The sequence below is a fragment of the Arthrobacter sp. P1_A5 genome (genome assembly GCF_056406825.1).
On record NZ_JBFTZL010000063.1, the window covers coordinates 1 to 19,004 of the forward strand.

The 19,004-nt window shown below is 68.2% G+C and carries 14 protein-coding genes, 1 tRNA gene and 2 pseudogenes; 7 read left to right on the forward strand and 10 right to left on the reverse strand.

Annotated features, from left to right (window positions below; all coding sequences use genetic code 11):
* Positions 1-570: pseudogene (locus AC1D1S_RS10930) on the reverse strand (molybdopterin-dependent oxidoreductase); the annotation flags it as partial.
* Between the two features lie 445 nt (positions 571-1,015).
* Between AC1D1S_RS10930 and purD the strand changes: the two are divergent.
* Entirely contained in the window at positions 1,016-2,326 is a 1,311-nt protein-coding gene (gene purD / locus AC1D1S_RS10935) for a phosphoribosylamine--glycine ligase (RefSeq protein ID WP_476942916.1), read from the forward strand.
* An 83-nt stretch (positions 2,327-2,409) separates the two neighbouring features.
* Positions 2,410-3,360, forward strand: a complete 951-nt coding sequence (locus AC1D1S_RS10940; RefSeq protein WP_476994446.1) for a phosphoribosylaminoimidazolesuccinocarboxamide synthase — start codon at positions 2,410-2,412, stop codon at positions 3,358-3,360.
* Positions 3,361-3,435: 75 nt separating this feature from the next.
* Here AC1D1S_RS10940 and AC1D1S_RS10945 read toward each other — a convergent pair whose 3' ends face one another.
* Positions 3,436-4,701 (reverse strand): helix-turn-helix domain-containing protein, encoded by a 1,266-nt coding sequence (locus tag AC1D1S_RS10945; protein WP_459385576.1) that lies wholly within the window; start codon positions 4,699-4,701, stop codon positions 3,436-3,438.
* Between the two features lie 131 nt (positions 4,702-4,832).
* Here AC1D1S_RS10945 and AC1D1S_RS10950 point away from each other — a divergent pair, with 131 nt between their 5' ends.
* Positions 4,833-5,051: a hypothetical protein gene (locus AC1D1S_RS10950; protein ID WP_018776166.1), complete on the forward strand. Its 219-nt coding sequence runs from the start codon at positions 4,833-4,835 to the stop codon at positions 5,049-5,051.
* 246 nt (positions 5,052-5,297) lie between these two features.
* On the opposite strand, the gene AC1D1S_RS10955 is transcribed toward AC1D1S_RS10950, so the two are convergent.
* The 5 genes from AC1D1S_RS10955 to AC1D1S_RS10975 all read right to left on the reverse strand — a co-directional run bounded on the left by AC1D1S_RS10955 (position 5,298) and on the right by AC1D1S_RS10975 (position 12,872).
* Positions 5,298-5,374 (reverse strand) — tRNA-Pro (locus tag AC1D1S_RS10955).
* Between the two features lie 128 nt (positions 5,375-5,502).
* Positions 5,503-7,428: an ABC transporter ATP-binding protein gene (locus AC1D1S_RS10960; protein ID WP_476994440.1), complete on the reverse strand. Its 1,926-nt coding sequence runs from the start codon at positions 7,426-7,428 to the stop codon at positions 5,503-5,505.
* Complete coding sequence (locus tag AC1D1S_RS10965; RefSeq protein WP_476994441.1) at positions 7,425-9,248, reverse strand: ABC transporter ATP-binding protein; 1,824 nt, start codon at positions 9,246-9,248, stop codon at positions 7,425-7,427. The genes AC1D1S_RS10960 and AC1D1S_RS10965 overlap by 4 nt, the downstream gene beginning before the upstream one ends.
* Positions 9,249-9,635: 387 nt before the next feature.
* Positions 9,636-10,583, reverse strand: a complete 948-nt coding sequence (locus AC1D1S_RS10970) for a metallophosphoesterase (RefSeq protein WP_476994442.1) — start codon at positions 10,581-10,583, stop codon at positions 9,636-9,638.
* Positions 10,584-10,586: 3 nt separating this feature from the next.
* Entirely contained in the window at positions 10,587-12,872 is a 2,286-nt protein-coding gene (locus tag AC1D1S_RS10975) for a transglycosylase domain-containing protein (protein WP_476994443.1), read from the reverse strand.
* Positions 12,873-12,909: 37 nt separating this feature from the next.
* Here AC1D1S_RS10975 and AC1D1S_RS10980 point away from each other — a divergent pair, with 37 nt between their 5' ends.
* The 3 genes from AC1D1S_RS10980 to AC1D1S_RS10990 are packed head-to-tail and all read left to right on the forward strand — an operon-like array spanning position 12,910 to position 14,586.
* Positions 12,910-13,065: a DUF4177 domain-containing protein gene (locus AC1D1S_RS10980; RefSeq protein WP_003797879.1), complete on the forward strand. Its 156-nt coding sequence runs from the start codon at positions 12,910-12,912 to the stop codon at positions 13,063-13,065.
* Between the two features lie 2 nt (positions 13,066-13,067).
* Positions 13,068-13,658, forward strand: coding sequence for a RidA family protein (locus AC1D1S_RS10985; RefSeq protein ID WP_243181726.1), 591 nt, complete (start codon positions 13,068-13,070; stop codon positions 13,656-13,658).
* A gap of 16 nt (positions 13,659-13,674) precedes the next feature.
* On the forward strand, positions 13,675-14,586 hold the full coding sequence (locus AC1D1S_RS10990) for an NUDIX hydrolase (protein ID WP_476994444.1): 912 nt from the start codon (positions 13,675-13,677) through the stop codon (positions 14,584-14,586).
* Between the two features lie 503 nt (positions 14,587-15,089).
* On the opposite strand, the gene AC1D1S_RS10995 is transcribed toward AC1D1S_RS10990, so the two are convergent.
* Positions 15,090-15,767 (reverse strand): Crp/Fnr family transcriptional regulator, encoded by a 678-nt coding sequence (locus tag AC1D1S_RS10995; RefSeq protein ID WP_476994445.1) that lies wholly within the window; start codon positions 15,765-15,767, stop codon positions 15,090-15,092.
* 215 nt (positions 15,768-15,982) lie between these two features.
* Here AC1D1S_RS10995 and AC1D1S_RS11000 point away from each other — a divergent pair, with 215 nt between their 5' ends.
* Positions 15,983-17,167, forward strand: coding sequence for a MarP family serine protease (locus AC1D1S_RS11000; RefSeq protein WP_476942821.1), 1,185 nt, complete (start codon positions 15,983-15,985; stop codon positions 17,165-17,167).
* A gap of 51 nt (positions 17,168-17,218) precedes the next feature.
* Here the strand turns inward: AC1D1S_RS11000 and AC1D1S_RS11005 are convergent.
* Together AC1D1S_RS11005 and aroQ are read right to left on the reverse strand one after the other, a co-directional pair.
* A pseudogene (locus AC1D1S_RS11005) lies at positions 17,219-18,247 on the reverse strand (DUF2332 domain-containing protein); the annotation flags it as partial.
* A gap of 123 nt (positions 18,248-18,370) precedes the next feature.
* Positions 18,371-18,847: a type II 3-dehydroquinate dehydratase gene (aroQ, locus tag AC1D1S_RS11010; protein ID WP_028277671.1), complete on the reverse strand. Its 477-nt coding sequence runs from the start codon at positions 18,845-18,847 to the stop codon at positions 18,371-18,373.
* Between the last annotated feature and the right edge of the window lie 157 nt (positions 18,848-19,004).

Sequence of the window (19,004 nt, forward strand, 5' to 3'; positions counted from 1 at the left end):
GGCGGCAACAGCCGAGGCGGCCGCGGTGATGCCGGCGGCGGCGAAGAACCCGCGCCGCGTGGTCGCCGGGCGCTCCGGTTCCTTCGCGGCGACGTCGGCGGCCCGGTCCGGCCATTCCTGCATCCGCCACAGCCGGGTGATCAGGAGCCGCAGCACCACCAGCCCGGCGACGGTGCCGATCAGGGAGGGAATGGCATCGACCGGCTTGACGCTGGCCCGCGTCACCACGCTGCCGACGATCACGGCGCCCATCAGCACCACCCCGGCCACACCCAGGGCCCATTTCCGGTACGCCACGATGCCGAGCACGCACGCCAGGAGCAGGATCGTGACCGCCATGCCGACGAACAATGCGGCCTTGTCGTTGGTGCCGAACGTTTCAACGGCGAAGTTCTTCATCCACAGCGGCGTGAAGTCGATGAACGTCGATCCCAGCGCAATCAGGGGTGTCGCCCGTGTGGTGAAGAACGCCCCGATCAGTTCCGCGACGGACAGGACGACGGCGGCCGCAGCCACTCCGGCCACCGCGGCCAGGGCTGTGGCGCCGCGCGACCGCTTGCTGGGCTTCATGCTGGGTTTGTTCATACATGCCATTCGTAGCCGTGCGCCCCGCGGATTGTCCGGCGCCGGGCTTGGCTCCGGGGCGTGGGCCTGCCCTCCTGCCGGACCCTGGCGTGGACATGCCCCGCGGTCCCCGGGACATGTCCAGCCTTGGGGCCCGGGCGTGGGCATGTTCTCCGGCACCACGGGACATGTCCAGCCCTGGGGCCCGGGCGTGGGCATGATTTCCGGCACCACGGGACATGTCCAGCCCTGGGACCCGGGCATGGGCATGGTGGCATTGTGCCCATTGGACGTGGCCGGGACTGGGCATATCCGCGGGTGGCCCCGGTGCCCGGCGCCGCCGAGCCGCGGATTGCCCGGTGCCCGCGAGGCGCCGCGGCGAAAATTGAGCATGTCCAGCGGCCGACACAGCTTAGGAGCCTTCGGGGTGCACCACGTACCCTTGGAGACTGTGAAGGTACTTGTCATCGGCCCCGGCGGCCGCGAACACGCCATTGTCCGATCCTTGCTTGCAGACCCGAACGTTTCCGAGGTCCACGCGGCCCCGGGCAACGCCGGCATCAGCGCGCTGGTCCCCACATAYGAGATCGACGCGAACGATCCCGACGCCGTCGCCGCGCTGGCCCTCAAGCTCACCGTTGACCTGGTGGTGGTCGGTCCGGAGGCGCCCCTCGCCGCCGGCGTGTCCGACGCCGTCCGCGCCGCCGGCGTCCCGGTCTTCGGCCCCAGCAAGGCCGCGGCCCAGCTGGAAGCGTCCAAGGCCTTCGCCAAGGAAGTCATGGCCGAGGCCGGCGTGCCCACCGCAATGGCCCGCGTCGCCTCCAACGCCGGGGAAGCCGCCGACGCCCTCGATACCTTCGGCGCCCCGTACGTCGTCAAGGACGACGGGCTCGCGGCCGGCAAGGGCGTCGTGGTCACCTCCAACCGCGACGAGGCCCTCGCGCATGCCCAGACCTGCTTCGACGCGGGCGGCACCGTGGTGATCGAGGAGTTCCTGGACGGACCCGAGGTCTCCGTGTTCGTCCTTTGCGACGGCACCAACACCGTTGCCCTGTCCCCGGCGCAGGACTTCAAGCGCATCTTCGACAACGACGAGGGCCCAAACACCGGCGGCATGGGCGCGTACACACCGCTGGAATGGGCCCCCGAAGGCCTCGTGCAGGAAGTGATCGACCGCGTCGCCCAGCCCACGGTCAACCAGATGGCGCACCGCGGCACCCCGTTTGTGGGCGTCCTCTTCGTCGGCCTCGCCCTGACCTCGCGCGGCACGCGGGTCATCGAATTCAACGTCCGGTTCGGCGATCCCGAAACCCAGGCCGTCCTCGCCCGGCTCAAGACGCCCCTCGGCGGGCTGCTCATGGCCGCGGCCAAGGGCGAGCTGGACAAGGTGCAGCCGCTGCGCTGGTCCAAGGACACGGCCGTCGCCGTCGTCGTGGCCGCCGAAAACTACCCCGACACCCCGCGGACGGGCGACCGCATCCGGGGCCTGAAGAAGGTCGACGCCCTGGACGGCGTCCACGTGATCCACGCCGGGACCAAGCTCGACGGCGAAGGCAAGGTCGTGTCCGCCGGCGGCCGCGTCCTGGCTGTGGTGGCGCTGGGCACGGACCTCGTGGAGGCCCGGGAGCGGGCGTACGACGGCGTCGAGCTCGTCCAGCTGGACGGCAGCCAGTTCCGCACTGACATCGGCGGCAAGGCCGCCCGCGGCCAGATCCGGGTAGCCGGGCCGGGAACCGCGGCCGCGTCGAAAGCGAAGGCATGAACGTGACCGAATCCGCAGCGCCGACGCCCGGCACCCAGCCCGAGACCACGCCTGAGACCACGCCTGAGACCGTGCCTGAGACCATGCCTGAGACCGTGCCTGAGACCGTGACCAAGGGCGGGCTCGACACCGCCACGCAGGACCTGCCCGGCTGGCGGCACGTCTACTCCGGCAAGGTTCGCGACCTTTACGTCCCCGCGGATCCGGCCGTCGCGGAACGCTTCGGCCAGGATTGTGTCCTGGTGGTGGCCAGCGACCGGATCAGTGCGTTCGACCACGTCCTGGCCAGCGAGATCCCGGACAAGGGCCGCATCCTGACCCAGCTGAGCCTGTGGTGGTTCGACCAGCTCGACGTCGCGCACCACGTCCTCGCCTCCACGGCCGACGACGGGGTCCCCGCCGCCGTCGAGGGCCGGGCAATGATCTGCAAGAAGCTGGACATGTTCCCGGTCGAATGCATCGCCCGCGGCTACCTCACCGGCACCGGGCTCGCTGAGTACCGCGCGTCGGGCACAGTGTGCAGCATCCCGCTGCCAGCCGGCCTGGTTGACGGGTCACGGCTGCAGGAGGCGATCTTCACGCCGTCGGCCAAGGCCGAGGTGGGCGAGCACGACGAGAACATCACTTATGACGCCGTCGTGGGCCTCGTGGGTGCGGACGTCGCGGCGGACCTGAGCAGGCTGACCCTGAAGATCTATACCAAGGCCGAGGAAATCGCGCGCGGCCGCGGCATCATCCTGGCGGACACCAAGGTGGAGTTCGGCCTCGACGCGGCGACCGGTGTCATCACCCTCGGCGACGAAGTGCTGACCCCGGATTCCTCACGGTTTTGGGATGCGGCCACGTACCAGCCCGGGCAGGCGCAGCCGTCCTATGACAAGCAGTATGTGCGCGACTGGCTGACCTCGCCGGAGTCGGGCTGGGACAAGGCCTCGGACACGCCCCCGCCCGTCCTTCCGGCCGACGTCGTGGCGCGCACCCGCAGCCGCTACGTGGAGGCCTACGAGAAGCTCACCGGCCGGACGTTCGCCTAATCTAGCCCGGCCGGCCGGCCGTTCGCCTAGCCGAGACGTTCGCCTTGCCGGGCCGTTCGCCTGGCAAGGCCGGGGCTAGGCTTCCGCGGAAGCGGCCTCGGCCCGGCGCTGGGCGAGCTTGATCTCGAGCACGGCGTCCAGCGCCTGCTGGACCCGGTCCGAGGCGCCCGCCGCACTGAACTCCTTCTGGGCTTCCTCGAGGTACACCAGCGCCTCCGCGGCCTCCCCGGCAGCCTTGAGCGCCTTCCCCAGCAGCAGGGAGACCTCGCCGGCCGTGTGCCGGGCCAGAGCCTCCCGCTCGGCATGGATCTCGCGCAGCTTCTGGACGGCGGCCACGATGTCGCCCGTGAGGTAGAGCCAGCGGGCCCGGATGAAGGCGACCTCCAGCTGGTCGGTCTTGTTGCCGCCGACAATCGACAGGGCCAGTTCGGCGCGCTCGATCGATGAGAGCGTCTCGGGTTCGACGATTCCCGAGGACAGGCGGACGGCGGCGGAGGCCTTGTTGAACCGGGCCCATAGGTCGATATCGTTGGCCGGGGAGAGCAGTCGGCCGGCCCGCTCGTGGTACTTGATCCCCTCGGGATAGTCGTGGCGCATGAAGGCCACGTTGCCGATCACCCAGGCCACCTCGCCGGCGAGCTGGGACATCGAGTGGTCGTCCATCTGGTCGTTCATGGCCTGGCAGTACTCCCAGGCCTCATCGAGCCGGCCGCTCTCGGCCAGGGCACCAATCAGGGCGCGGAGGGCGCCGATGATCATGGTGGAGCCTTTGGGCAGCTGTGCGCAGAGCCGCACCGCTTCCTGCGCATGCTCGACGGCGGCAGTGAGCTGCCCCTGGCCCTGCGAGGCTGCGGCGAGCATCTGTTGGGCCCGGACGCCGAGCCCGGCCGACTCCGCGGCCATCGGGTGCTCCAGGAGATTCTGGACCACGTCCTTGCACTCCTGCCAGAGGCCCTGCTTGATCAGGCACTCGGCCTGCATATAGGTCATGTTCCACCACGCGCTGGTGTTCTTGGCCTCGAGAGCGATCTTGGCGGCGGCGGCGGCGTGGGTGGCGGCCACGGGGTAGTCCCGGAGGTCCCAGGCCTGCCGGGCATACAGTCCCGCGAGCACGTATTCGGCGTCGCTGACGGACACCGGCTGGCTCCAGGCCTCGAGCGCCTTGGGGGCCAGTTCAAGCCGGCGGGCAAGCTCCTCGATGACATCGGCGGTCGGCTCGCGGCGTCCGGTTTCCAGCAGAGAAATGTAGCTGGGGGAGTACAGGTCACGGCCCAACTCCGCCTGCGTCAGGCCCCGTTCGAGCCGTTCCGCGCGGAGCTTCTCCCCAAATCCGTTCCCCACGGATACCTCCTAATTCCGGACATTCTTTGTACTAAATGCTTGACAGTCTCTGTAGAAACCATTTTACAATGTGTGTCAACAAGGGTAGTGCTGACTTGGTTAAGGAACCCCAACCCATATTGAGGAAACTTATGTTGAAGAAGATTGCAGCCGGCGCCGTTTTGGCGGGCGCACTGGCATTCTCCGCCGCGGCCCCGGCCGTGCTGTCCGCTGCTTCACTTACCGATGTCTCAGACGTTGCCGCCGTCGGCAACTGGCCCGACCCCATGCGCACCGCCCAGGCGGTGGGCAACTGGCCCGACCCCATGACCCACTCGCTGAATGTCGGCAACTGGCCCGACCCTATGTAACAAGCCCGATGTAACAGCCCCGATATGGCAGGCCCGGCGCAGCAACGTCCGGCGGCCCGTGGCACGGATATCCGGCACAGCCCCGGGAGGTTTCCTCCCGGGGCTGCGTTGTGTCCGGAGGCGGGGCAGGGCGCCGGGCCGGGCCGATCGCCGGTGCCGGGTCATGAAATCGCGCCGAACCTGCAGCCGGACCTACAGTCGGACATACAAAAGAGGACCCTCCGTGTGGAGGGCCCTCTTTGTGTTTGGTCGGGATGACAGGATTTGAACCTGCGACCTCGTCGTCCCGAACGACGCGCGCTACCAAGCTGCGCCACATCCCGATCCGTTGCTTCAAAAGCAACTTCACAAGAGTATCCGATCATGGCCCCGGATGTGAAATCGGGCGTCGGCCGGGATGTGTCCCGCCGTCGTTCCGGCCCGGACGCCGACCGGTCCCGGCAGGCGCTGTTCAGACCAGCGAGTCTTTCCAGGCGCCGTGGAGCCGGGCGAAGGCGCCGCCGTCGCCGATCAGTTGCTCCGGGGTGCCGTCCTCCACGACGCGTCCGTCGTGCACCACCAGCACCCGGTCTGCCGTCTCCACGGTGGAGAGCCGGTGGGCAATGATCAGCGCCGTCCGCCCGGCACCGGGGGCCGAGTCCGGGCCGGGGGCCGGGTCTGCAACGGGTTGTCCGCCGCCCGCCTGTCCACCGGACGGCCGCTGGCCTGCCTCCCGGGTGCCGGCCTCCCGCGTCCCGCGCAGGAGCCCCGCGAGGCCCTGCTGGACCATGCGCTCCGACGGGATGTCCAGCGAGGACGTTGCCTCGTCCAGGATCAGCACGGCCGGGCGGGCCAGAAACGCGCGGGCGAAGCTGATCAGCTGGCGCTGCCCGGCGGAGACACGGCCGCCGCGCTTGTTGACGTCGGTGTCGTAGCCGTCCGGCAGTTCCATGATGAAGGCGTGCGCCCCCACCGCCCGGGCCGCGTCCTCGATCTCCGCTCGCGAGGCTTCGGGCCGGCCCAGGGCGATGTTGTCCGCCACGGAGCCGCTGAACAGGAAGGCCTCCTGGGTGACCATGACGACGTTCCGGCGCAGGTCCTCGGTGCTGAGCTGGCGCAGGTCCACGCCGTCGAGGGTCAAGGACCCGGCGGAGACGTCGTAGAAGCGGGCAATCAGCTTCGCGAGAGTGGATTTGCCGGCGCCGGTCTGCCCGACGAGCGCGACCGTCTGCCCGGCGGGGATGTGCAGGTCCAGCCTCGGGATGACCACCGGGCCGTCGCCGTAGCGGAATTCAACGCCGTTGAAATCGATGCTGCCCCGCGCGTCGTACAGGGCCGCGGGTGTTTTCGGCGGTCTGACAGTGGGCCGCTCCTCGAGCAGGCCCGAGACCTTTTCCAGGGCCGCCTGTGCGCTTTGGAAGGAGTTGTAGAACATGGCCATCTGGTCCACCGGCTGGAAGAAGCGCTTGGCGGACAGGATCAGGGCCAGGAGCACGCCGACCTCCAGGTCGCCGCTGAGGACCCGGAAGCCGCCGGTGAGCAGCACGAGGGCCACGCACACGTTCCCGATCAGCACCAGCCCCGGCTGGAAGATGCCGTTGAGGTTGATGGAGCGGACGGTCGCGCGGCGGTAGTCCTCCGACAGTTCGGAGTAGCCCGCGGCATTCTCGCGTTCCTTCCGGAAGGCCTTCACGGCGCGGATCCCGGTCATGGTCTCCACGAAGTGCACGATCAGCCGGGCCGAGACCACCCGGGATTCGCGGAAGGCGATCTGGGAGTGCTTCTGGTACCAGCGGGCCAGGAAATACATCGGCACGCCGGCGGCCAGCACCAGCACGCCGCTGCGCCAGTCCAGGGCGAACACCGTCACGGCGGTAAACGCCATGAACAGCATTCCCGAGGCCAGCGAGCTCACGCCGGAGTCCAGGAGTTCGCGCAGGGCCTCCAGGTCCGAGGTCTGCCGGGCGATGATGCGCCCCGAGGTGTATTTCTCGTGGAATTCCAGGCTCAGCCGCTGCGTGTGGCGGAAGACCCGGACGCGGAGGTCCAGCAGCATCGCCTGGCTGAGCCGCGCCGTCGAGGTCACGTACAGGGCGGTCAGGCCGGCCGCCACGACGGCCGCTGCAAGGTAGGCGGCCCCGGTCAGCACCAGGGGAAGGTTGTCGCCGGCGCGCACGGCGGGCAGGGCTTGGTCGATGCCGAAGGCGATCAGGGCCGGCCCGGCCACGCGGGCGGCCTGGGACAGGACGACGGCGCCGATCGTCAGCCAGAACCGGGCCCGGACGGGGCGGATCAGGGAGCCCAGGAGGGTCAGGGAGCGCCGCCGGACGGCCTTGCTTTCGTTCCTGCTGAGGTGCGCGTTGTCCTCATTGGCGGTGCCGAACGTTGCGCTGCTCATCGGGAAATCTCCTCGGACTGGTCCTCGAGGGCGGACAATTCTGAATCCAGGTCCCGCGGTTCCGGGTCCAGGCTGGCGATCACGTAGCGGTAATGGCTGTTCCTGGCGAGCAGCTCCGCATGGGTTCCGACGGCGGCGATCCGGCCGTCCTCGAGCAGGGCCACCCGGTCGGCCAGCGCCACCGTGGAAGGCCTGTGGGCCACGATCAGCGTGGTCGTGTCCGCGAGGACTTTGCGCAGCCGGGCCTCGACGAGGACCTCGGTGTTCACGTCCAGCGCCGAGAGCGGGTCGTCCAGGACCAGCACAGCCGGTTTCGCGGCGATGGCCCGGGCCAGGGCGATGCGCTGGCGCTGGCCGCCGGAGAGGCTGAGGCCCTCCTCGCCGATCAGGGTATCCACCCCGTCCGGCAGGGAGTAGGCGAAGTGGGCCTGGGCGACGTCGAGGGCTTCCTCCAGGGCCGCGTCGCGGCCCTCCGCCGATCCGGCGTCGGGCGCGCCGAGCAGGACGTTGTCCCGGACGGAGCTGGAGAACAGCGTGGTGTCCTCAAACGCCACGGAGACCACGGTGCGCAGGTCCTCCACCGCGAACTCGCGCAGGTCCACCCCGTCGATGGTGATGGCACCGCCGGTGACGTCATAGAGGCGGGGGACCAGCTGGAGCAGGGCGCTCTTGCCGCCGCCCGTGATGCCCACGAGGGCCATGGTTTCGCCGGGGCGGATGTCCAAGGTGATGTCCTTGAGGATCGGCTTGTCCGGGGCGTCCTCGAACGCGAACGAGGCATTGCGGAAGCTGAGGGCACCCTTGAGGCCGGCGGGGCKGCGGGGCTGGTCCGGGCTGGTGATGGTGTTCTGCGCGTCCATGACCTCGAAGTGCCGGTCCACCGCGGACTTCGCGGTGAGGGCCATCGCCAGCAGCATGCCGCAGAACTCGACCGGCGCGGCAACCACGGCGGCGGTGGCGAAGAAGGCCACCAGGGACCCGATGGAGAGCTGGTCCGTGGAGGCCAGCAGGATGCCGACGACGAGGCCGGCCCCGAGCGCGAGTTCGGGCAGGAGCGTCACCACCAGGCTGAAGGTGGCCAGGTGCTTGGCCTTGGCGATCTCGGTCTGGCGGAGTTCCTCGGCCTGTTCGTTGAAGTTCTCCAGGGCCTCCCGGCTGCGGCCGAAGGCCTTCAGGACGCGGATGCCGTGCACGGATTCCTCGACCGTGGTGGCGAGGTCCCCTGCCTGGTCCTGGCTGCGCCGGGCCACCTTGCTGAACCGGGTGCGGAAGCGGAATCCGTAGATCATGATCGGCACGGCGGCGGCCAGGAAGATCAGGGCCAGCTGCCAGCTCATGGCAAACATCACGGCGACGCCGATCACCACGGTGAGCGTCGTGACCACCAGCATGATGGCGCCGAAGGCCATCCAGCGGCGCAGGAAGTTCAGGTCCGTCATGGCCCGGGACAGCAGCTGACCGGAGCCCCAGCGGTCATGGAAGGAAACCGTGAGGTCCTGCAGATGTCCGTAGAGCGAGACCCGCATCCGGGTCTCGACGGTGGTGGCGGGATTGATGACGAACTGCCGGCGCAGGGCCACGAGGCCCGCCTCGGCGATGCCCAGGACCAGGATGAGGAGCGAGGCAGTCCAGACGGCTTCCGCGCTGCCGCCGGGGGTCAGGGACTCGTTGACCAGCACGCGCAGCACCTGCGGGATGGCCAGTGCCATGACGCTGGCCAGCAGCGCACAGAGCAGGCCCATGACCAGCCGGGGCAGGATTGGCCTGACGTGCGGGTAGAGACGGCTGATGGAGGTGAAGAATGAGCTCTGCTTGGCCATGCCTGCTTCTTAAGACGCCCGTGCATAGATCGCACCGTTGAATGTAGTTTCCTGTAGCAACTACCCTAGGCCATCGGGTGACGGGATTCACACGTTGTTCAGCGCTCCCAGCATCTCGCCCAGTCATTGCGATCCGCAATGGGGTACGGATGGCTGGGCACCCCGGGACATGTCCAGTGGTGCCGCGCCCGGTGGGACATGTCCAGTGGGGGTGCCGCGTCCGGTGGGACATGTCCAGTGGTGGCCGTGGCGGGTGGGCATGGTGGGTCTATGCCCATTGCTCGCGACCGGGGGAGGGCATGTCCCGTGGGGCCGGCGCGAGGGGAGGACATTTCCACCCGCCAGACCGCCAGACCGCAGGACGGGCAGGACTGGCTGCGGCCACGCCTAGGCGCGGGAGGTCAGCGTTAGCAGAACGGCTTCGGGCCGGCAGGCAATGCGGACCGGGGCGAAGCGGGACGTGCCGATGCCGCCCGAGACGTTCACCGGCGTCGTTCTCCCGTTGCTCTCCCAGGTGTGCAGCCCCCGGGCCCGCCAGGTGGGCAGATCGCAGTTGGTGACCAGGGCCCCGTAGCCCGGGACGCAGATCTGGCCGCCGTGGGTGTGGCCGGCCAGGAGGAGGTGGGCGCCGGCTTCGGTGAAGTGGTCGAGGACGCGCTGGTAGGGTGCGTGCGCGACGGCGATGCGCAGGTGCGGGTCGGCGTCCCTGCCCTTGGTCCCGCGTGGCCAGCCCGCGTACCGTTCGAGGCGCAGGTGCGGATCGTCGACGCCGGAGAAGTCGAAGCGCACGCCCTTAAGCACCACCGACTGGCAGCGGTTGGTCAGGTCCACCCAGCCGGACATGCCGAACTCGGAACGCAGCCGGGGCCAGTCGAGCCTTTCCGGGTGCTTGCGCTCGCCCGAGGGCCCGAGCAAATATGACGCCGGGTTCTTCAGGCTCGGGCCAAAGTAGTCGTTCGAGCCGGGGACAAACACGCCGGGAAATTCCAGCAGGGGCCGCAGAGCCGCCACGAGGGGGTCCACGCCCTTGGCATGGCTGAGGTTGTCGCCCGTGTTCACCACGAGGTCCGGCCGCAGTTGCGCCAGGGAGGACAGCCACTGCGCCTTCCGGTGCTGGCCCGGAACGAAGTGGATATCGGACAGGTGCAGTATCCGGAACGGGCCGAACCCGGCCGGCAGAATGGGGAGGGTTTCCTCCCTGACCACAAACTGGTTCTTCTCCCACAGCCCGTAGCCGGTAGCGGCCGCCCCCGCCGCCGTCCCGATCGCGGCGGTCACGGCAAAGCCGCGTCCGATGCTTCGAACGCGGCTCGCCAGATGATTGCCCAGGGTCATCGGCTACTTCTTGCCGGAGGACTTCGTGGGTGCCGGTGCCGGGTCGGCGGACGGTTGCGTGGCCGGCTCGGTGCTCTTCCCGGTCGGAATGGTGGTCCGCGGCACTGTTACCGGGTCCGGGACCGGGGCCGGGGAGTACAGCATGTCCGACGGCGGGGCCGGGAACGGATCGGTGCCGTAGGCCGGTGCCACCTGGGCCATGTAGTTCGAGAACTGCGGCCCGGCGATCATGTAACCGTCGATGCCCTTGTAGAAGTTGCCGTTGATSGTGACATTCTGCCCGGCRCGCTTCTGGTCGCCCAGGGGATCGCCAAACCACGTGGCCGTCGCGAGGCCGCTGGTGTAGCCCGCCACCCAGGTAGAGCTGTTGTTGTCGTTGGTGCCCGTCTTCGCCGCAATSGGGAARKTGGTCCKGGTCGAAATCCGGGGCACAATGAGCGAGCCCGAGCCGCGGTTGAGCACTTCCTGCATAGCGTACGCGACGCCGTGGGCCACCTCGGGCTTGATCGCGTCCCTGCAGTTGGGTGATTGGGCCGGCAGTTGGGCGCCGGTCGCGTCTGTTACCGACTCGATGGCCATCGGTTCACAGTACTTGCCATTGTTGGCGAAGGTGGCGAATGCGCTGGCCATGGTCAGCGGCGCCGTCTGGGTGGACCCGATGAGGTTGCCGAGGGTGGTCATCGGCACCGGGGGGTTGGGGTTGTCCGCGCTCGGCAGCCCGCCGTGGATGCCSACTGCGTCSACGACCTTCTGGATCCCGCAGAGGTCCACCTGGGCGGCSGWRGCGAACGTGATGGTGTTGATGGAGTTCGCCAGGCCGTCAAGGACGGACATGTACTTGTAGTGGGTCTCGTCGGCGTTCTGTAGGTCGTAGCTCCCGTTGGACGCGTCATACCAGCCGGTGGTCGGTGCCGGGCAGGTGTTCTTCCAAGGGAAATTCTGTGGATATCGCCGCACGGCGCCGTTGAGCTGGGTGCTCATCGACTTGCCCTCGTTGAGCCACTCCGCGAACGTAAACGGCTTCATCGTGGATCCGGGCTGGAAGCCGCCGAGGCCGTTGAGGTCATTGCCCTTGGCATCCTGCACGTCCACGTTGAAATTCTGGGTCTGGTCGAACTTGCCGTCGGCCGGGAACCAGACGGTGTTCTGGGCCATGGAGACGATCTTGCCGGATCCCGGCTGCACGGACACCAGCGAGGCGCCCCACTTGTCCGGGTTCGCGCCGGCCGACCCGTCCACCTGGGCCTGCGCCACGGACTGGGCCTTCGGATCCAGCGTGGTCTTGATGGTCAGGCCGCCGCGGAAGATCTTCCGCTCACGCTCGGCCGCGTCGGCCCCGTAGGCCGGGTTGTTCAGGAGCAGGTGGAGCACGTAGTCGCAGAAGTACGGCGCCGTCTGTGAATAGGCACAGCCCTGGCGGGGCTGGGTGACCTTGGTCTGCACCGGTGTCGCGACCGCTGCGTCGTAATCGGCCTGCTTGATCTTGCCCTGCGTCAGCATCGCGCGGAGCACGAGGTCGCGACGGACCTTGGCGTTCTCCGGATTGGTGATCGGGTCATAGTAGGAGGGGCTGTTCACGACGCCGGCCAGCAGGGCCGCCTGCGGCAGGGTCAGGTCCTTGGCCGTGGTGCTGAAGAAGAACTTGGACGCGGCTTCGATGCCGTAAGCGTCCCGGTTGAAGAAGACGATGTTCAGGTAGCCCTCGAGGATCTGCTCCTTGGTGAACTTCTTCTCCAGCGCGATGGCCAGCTTCATTTCACGGAGCTTGTCCCCGACGCCCTTGTTGACGCCGTTGAGCAGGACCTCGCTGCCCTTGCCTTCGGCCTCCAGCGAGGAGTTGATGACGTTGTTCACGTACTGCTGCGTAATCGTGGACGCGCCCTGCTTGTTGCCGCGGGCGGTGCTCACGAGCGCGCGCAGGATGCCGGTGGTGTCCACACCGCCGTGCTCGTAGAAGCGGCTGTCCTCGATGGCGATGATCGCGTCCTTGATGTGCGGTGACATCTGGTCCAGCGAAACACGGGTGCGGTTTTCCGCGTAGAGGTTGGCGATCGGGCTGCCGTCGGACGCCAGGATCGTGGTCGACTGGCTCGGCGGATCGACCTTCAGCTCTGCGGGGAGCGTGTCAAAGAACTGGATCGAACCGCTCGCCGCGCTGCCCGAAACGGCCGCCGCGGGGACCAGGAGGCCCGCCACCAGGACACCGCAAATAGCGCTCACGCCCAGGAAAAGAAAGATCTTTCCGAGGGTGGTGGCCGTGTCGAATAAAGGGTTCTTGCCAGTCGCCATGTTTTCCACTTTACCGGCAACGACTAGGCTTTATGTCATGACCAAATGGGAGTACGCCACGATTCCGCTCATTATTCACGCCACAAAGCAGATCCTGGACCAGTGGGGTGACGACGGCTGGGAGCTCGTCCAGGTTGTTCCGGGACCCGATGGAAACGGCCTGGTTGCCTACCTGAAGCGGGAGAAGCAGTAGCCATGAGCACCCCCTCAGAAGCCGTTCCGGCCACGCCGGCGGGCGCGGAAAACATCTCCGAAAACACAGCCGGCGCAGCGAGCCCCACGGCCGGCGCGGGCGCGTCGTCCGCCGTCGAACAGCGCCTCGCGGAGCTGGGCCTGACGCTCCCCGACGTTGCGGCTCCGGTCGCGGCGTATGTTCCGGCCGTGATTTCCGGCAACCACGTCTACACATCCGGGCAACTGCCGTTCATCAACGGCAAGCTCGAGGCCACCGGAAAGGTTTCCACCGGTTCGGCGGGCGCCTCCGACGAGTCCACGGTGTCTCCGGAGGACGCGAAGGCCTACGCTGCCGTCTGCGCCGTCAACGCCCTGGCCGCCGTCAAGAGTGTGATCGGCGACCTCGACCGCATCACGCGGATCGTCAAAGTTGTCGGATTTGTATCCTCCGACCCTTCCTTCACCGGCCAGCCCGGTGTCATCAACGGCGCCTCGGAGCTGCTGGGCCAAGTCCTCGGCGACGCCGGCCAGCACGCACGTTCCGCCGTCGGCGTATCCGTTCTGCCGCTCGACTCGCCTGTCGAAGTCGAACTGATCGCTGAATTCGCCTAGTAGACCGGTTACTTAGTTGCCTCAGTTAGAACGCCGCCTGTTCGTCCTGCCCCCGGATCTTGAGGGAGCAGCCCGCAGCTGGATTGAACACGGTGAGCGGACGCCCCGCGCGCCCCGTTTGGCCTCCTCGGTGATCCTCCTGCGGGATTCGCCCACGGGCCTGGAGACCTGGCTCGGCTACCGGACGGGGTCCTCCCCGCTCGGTGTCCTCGCCTTCCCCGGCGGATCGCTGGAAGCCACCGACGACGACGCCGTCGGCTGGCTGGGCCCCTCACCCCAGCACTGGGCCGAGCAGATGGGGACGTCCGACGTCGGGCTGGCGCGCCGACACGTCGTCGGTGCCATCCGTGAATTGTTCGAGGAGACCGGCATCCTGCTGGCCGGCCCCGACCTGTCCACCACGGTGGAGCTGACCTCCCGCGCCGACTGGATGCGCGCCCGCGAAGCCGTGGCCGAGCAGGAGAAATCCTTCACCGACCTGCTCGCCAAGCGCGGGCTCTCGCTGCGCACTGACCTGCTCAAACCCCTGGTGAACTGGCTCAGCCCCGATTTCGCGCACCGCCGGTTCAATACCCGGTACTTCGCCGCGACGGTGCCCGTGAACCAGCAGCCCTCGCTGCTGGCCAGCAAGGGGATCTGGGGCCGCTGGGTGTGTGTCCGGAAAGTCGTGAGCGAGCGGGACAGCACCGTGCTGGGTGACGAGGTGGGGCAGGAGAACACCGTCGGCCGGACCCTGGGCGAACTCCTGGTCCCTGGCTCGGAGATCATGCTTGAGAAGATGGCCAAGGCCAACGGCTGCATCKCCTACCTCAGCTACAAGCGCAAGGCCCACGTCTACCAGCCGAAGCTGGTCGAGGAAGACGGCCGTCTCATGCTCGAAGTCGAAGCAGCCAAAACGATCGCCGGCGAACCGCAGCGGGAACGCTAGGCCCGGGGAGCGCCGACGCCACGGAAGGCTGGCTCCATGCGGGCGGCCTGTTAGGGCTTGGCTGCACGGGGAGCCCGGGACGTGGCCCGGGACATGCCCCGGGACATGCCCCGCGCTGCTCCTAAGGACTGGACATGTCCCTTCGTGCTGCGTGCCGGCCCGGGGCATGTCCCGCACTCCTCCTGAGCGCTGGACATGTTCCTTCGTGTTGCGTGCCGGCCCGGGACATGTCCTCCGGTCGGCCTGTCCGGTGGACATAGTGGCGTTATGTCCAGTCCTCGCAGCCGGGGCTGGACATGTCCCTTGATGCCCGGTGCGAGCCCGGGGACATGCCCCGCCCTGCTCCTGAGCACTGGACATGTCCCTTCGTGCTGCGTGCCGGCCCGGGACACGTCCCGCGGACAACCAGCCGGGGACCTGCTCCGAGAATTAACGGCAGAAGATTAACGGCAGAAGGCCGGTCCCGTTTCCGGGGCCGGCCTTCTGGTTGCTGCTGGGGATCCCTAGCGGGAACGCTGGCGCAGGCGCTGCATGTCAAGGATGACGACGGCGCGCGCTTCCAGGCGCAGCCAGCCGCGCTGCACGAATTCTGCGAGGGCCTTGTTGACCGTTTCACGGGAGGCGCCGACCAGCTGGGCGAGCTCCTCCTGCGTCAGKTCGTGGGCGACCAGGACGCCGTCGGTCGCCGGGCGGCCGAAGCGGTCGGCCAGATCCAGCAGCGCCTTGGCCACACGGCCCGGCACGTCGGAGAAGACGAGGTCGGAAAGGGAATCGTTGGTGCGGCGCAGGCGGCGTGCCAAGGCCTGCAGCAGCTGGGCCGAGACCTCGGGGCGGGTGCGCAGCAGCGCGTTGAGGCTCTCGTTCTTCAGGCCGGCGAGACGCGTCTCGGAAACGGCAGTTGCCGTGGCCGTGCGCGGGCTGGGGTCGAACAGCGCCATTTCGCCGAAAAGTTCGCCAGGGCCGAGGATGGCCAGCAGTGATTCGCGACCGTCCGGCGACGTGCGGCCGAGCTTCACCTTGCCGGAGACGATGAAGTAAAGCTGGTCACCCTGGTCGCCTTCCCGGAATACCGAGGCACCGCGTGAAAGGTCCACCTCGGTAAGTTCGTCCGTCAGCAGACGGAACGCCTCGTCGTCGAGCGTGGCGAAAAGGGGTGCGCGGCGCAATACCTCGATATCCATGAAATCTCCTGATTAGCTGTGTCGGCTGGGGCGCTTCAGCCATTCTTTCAGAATTTTGGAGCTTCTGTGACGTAGTTGGCACGGAAACGCCCGAAGGGGCCGAAAGCGCACGGCTCGGGAAGTCCGCGCAGATCCCTGTGCAGGCTGGCGGCCGGTCGGCAAACGTTCAGCTTACACCGGTAGAATCGTCGCTGAACTGTCTGTGAGGAGCCCCGGTGTTTGGCTTGACCATTTTGGACCTGGTGTTGGTTGTGGCGCTCTTGTCCTACCTGATTCACGGTCTTCGCAACGGCTTCCTTGTGACGCTCGGAGGCATCGCGGGATTCGCGGCAGGCGCCGTCGCCGCCTTCGTCTCCGTGCCCATCGTCAGCGGCCTAGTGGAGGACAGCGGCTGGCGCCTGACGGCGATCGTTGCCACGGCGGTCCTTCTGATGATCGTAGGCAACGGCCTCGGCACCATGATCGGGCGGCGAATCCGCAGCGTGGTCCCGTTCAGCCCCCTGCGGGCGGCGGACCGCCTCGTGGGCGGAGGCGTGAACGTGGTGGTGTCCGCCCTCGTGATGTCGATGCTGGCGTTCAGCATCGGGGCCCTCGGTGTGCCGTTGGTGTCCCAACAGCTCGCGGAATCCAAAGTCATCAGGTTCATCGACGGCGTGACGCCGATGCCGGTCAAGGCATCAATGGCGCAGCTGCGTTCCGCCGTGATCGGCGAGGGAATCCCCACCCTGCTGGACGGCTTCGGCCAGAGCCAGCCCGTTGCCGTTCCGGACACCAGCACGGACACGCCGGCGCTGAACAAGGCCGCCGCGTCCGTGCTCAAGATCGCCGGAACCGCCTACCAGTGCGGCCAAAACCAGACCGGAACAGGCTTCGTGGTCGCCCCCGGGCGCGTGGTGACCAACGCCCATGTGGTCGCCGGGGTCGACGAACCGGTGGTGGAAACGCCCGGTGGCCGCGCACTGCCTGGGCGCGTCGTGTACTTTGACTCCCAGCACGACCTCGCCGTCGTGGCCGTTGACGGTCTGCGCTCGGAACCCTTGGCGCTGGCTGCCGACCTGCCGTCCGGCAGCGCCGCGGCCTTTGCCGGCTATCCGCACGGCGGGCCTTTCCAGTCCAAACCAGCCACGGTGCAGGACATCGCCACCGTGCTGGTCCCGGACATCTATGGCAAGGATGCGTCGCCCGAGGACGTCTACCGGCTGGCCGGCGACGTGCAGCCGGGCAACTCCGGGGGTCCGCTCCTGACCATGGACGGGCAGGTGGCGGGGGTGGTCTTTGCCAAGGCCACAACCGAGTCCTCGCTCGGATTTGCGATCACCATGAATGACCTGAGCCCCGTGGCGGCTCAGGCGCCGGGTCTGGGTAGTGCCGTTTCGTCCGGACAGTGCATCAAGAAATGACCGGACTGCCACGCAGGCCCTAGCCACAGTCAGGCTCGAGCCGCACGCAGGCTAGAGCCACTCCAGGCTCTGCCCGTGCGGGCCCGTGATGGCTGCCGGCTGGCCGTCCTGCAGCAGCAGGAACCGGCCGCGGAGCCGGGCGTCATCCATTTCCGGGACCACACTGGACCCGTCTGCCTGCACTACCACCATGAGGCCTTCGTTCGAGAGCCAGTGGCAGCCCCGCTCCGCGGCAAGGTCCGCCATGGTGCGCCGGAACCGGGAGCGGCCGCCGGCATCCAGGTACGCCATGACGGCGCTGTGGAATACCACCAGGGCGGCGTCGGCCGGGGCTCGGCCGGCGCGTTCCACAAGTTGTTCGTTGACGTCGCCGGCCTCCAGCAGCGGCGGCCGTTCCCTGGCAATGGCGGTCGCCTGGCGCAGCCGTTCAAGCCGGAACTCCTGCTCCGGCCAGACGAGGGCTTCGAGCCAGGCGACGTCGGCCGGGTCGCGCACGTCCAGGGGGTTGAGGTCGATCCCGGCACGCCATGCCACCCGGGGACTTTCCGCCGGCAGCGGCACCGGGCCCGCGGTGAGGCAGCGCAGGACCGGAAACGTCCCAGGCTGGGCGCCATCCGGAACCAGCCGCGTCGTCCTTGCTTCCGCCGCCGGGTCCGCCGCCGACTCATCCGGTGCCCCCGCCCCGGTGTCGACAAACTCGTAACCGTAGCGGTCAGGGAACAGTGCCAGCCCCGCCGAGGCGCCCACCTCGATGAGGGCCAGCGGCCGGCCCTCTGCCGCGGAAATCTGCGCGAGTGAGGGCAGCAGGGTGGCGCAGCGTCCGGCCTCGTTCGTCTGCGTGGAACGGGACAGCACGATTTCCGAGACCGCGTCCCAGTGATGGTCCAGGAACCTCCGGAAATCGCGGTAAGGGCTGATCTGCGCGCCGAGGAACCGGGCCGCGGCGACGATCAGCAGCGGCTGGCGCTTGTTGTGCGGCCACTGATCAATCCGCCGAATCACCTCGGCGTCCCCGGCGATCCCCACGGACCACGCGGCATAGCAGGGGGAGGAACCGGGGGCGTCGACCGTGCCGAAGTGCCGGTACCACTGCGCTGTGTCTGTAGCCGTAGCCGCGCCCGGTGCTGTGTCCGAAGCAGCGCCCGTGCCCGGGTCCGGAACTGCGGATGCTTCCGCCGCCGCGGGTTCCGCGGGGGGACATGCTCAGTCCCCGGCCGCGTGCAGCCCGGCGAGGTATTCCACCGCGAAGCGGTAGCCCAGGATCCCGGCGCCGGCGATCACGGCCTTACTGATGTCCGAAAGGTAGGAATGGTGCCGGAAAGGCTCGCGGGCGTGAACATTGGTGATGTGCACCTCGACCGTCGGCAGGGCAACAGCGGAAATGGCGTCCCGGATGGCCACGGACGTGTGCGTGTAGGCGCCGGCGTTAAGCACGATTCCCACCGCCTTCCCGCGGGCGGCGTGGATGGCGTCCACCAGGGCCCCTTCATGGTTGGACTGGAAGCACTCGACGTCCAGGCCGTGCGCGGCACCGGCGTCTTTGGCGAGCTGTTCGACGTCGGCCAGCGTCGCCGTCCCGTATTTCTCGGGCTCGCGGGTGCCAAGCAGGTTCAAATTGGGTCCGTTGAGAACCAGGATGGTGCCGCGGCCGGCAGCGGTGGCGGAGGTGGCTTCAGTCATGTCTGCAAATCTATCGCGCCGCGGCCCGCCCGCGCCGTTCGTTACTGCCAATCGGTTCGTTACCGCCGCATTCCTCGCTTCTGCGGATGTTCCCGCCGCGGCCGCGTCGACAGACAGGACCAACGACGACGGCGGCGCGGCCCACCGCGGTGGGCGG

Excerpts from the sequence above, each read along its gene's own strand:
- AC1D1S_RS10950 (WP_018776166.1), top strand. The coding sequence starts at position 4,833 with ATGTTGAAGAAGATTGCAGCCGGCGCCGTTTTGGCGGGCGCACTGGCA.
- AC1D1S_RS10970 (WP_476994442.1), bottom strand. The coding sequence starts at position 10,583 with ATGACCCTGGGCAATCATCTGGCGAGCCGCGTTCGAAGCATCGGACGC.
- aroQ (WP_028277671.1), bottom strand. The coding sequence starts at position 18,847 with ATGACTGAAGCCACCTCCGCCACCGCTGCCGGCCGCGGCACCATCCTG.
- AC1D1S_RS10985 (WP_243181726.1), top strand. The coding sequence starts at position 13,068 with ATGAGCACCCCCTCAGAAGCCGTTCCGGCCACGCCGGCGGGCGCGGAA.
- AC1D1S_RS10960 (WP_476994440.1), bottom strand. The coding sequence starts at position 7,428 with ATGAGCAGCGCAACGTTCGGCACCGCCAATGAGGACAACGCGCACCTC.
- AC1D1S_RS10980 (WP_003797879.1), top strand. The coding sequence starts at position 12,910 with ATGACCAAATGGGAGTACGCCACGATTCCGCTCATTATTCACGCCACA.
- AC1D1S_RS10940 (WP_476994446.1), top strand. The coding sequence starts at position 2,410 with ATGCCTGAGACCGTGCCTGAGACCGTGACCAAGGGCGGGCTCGACACC.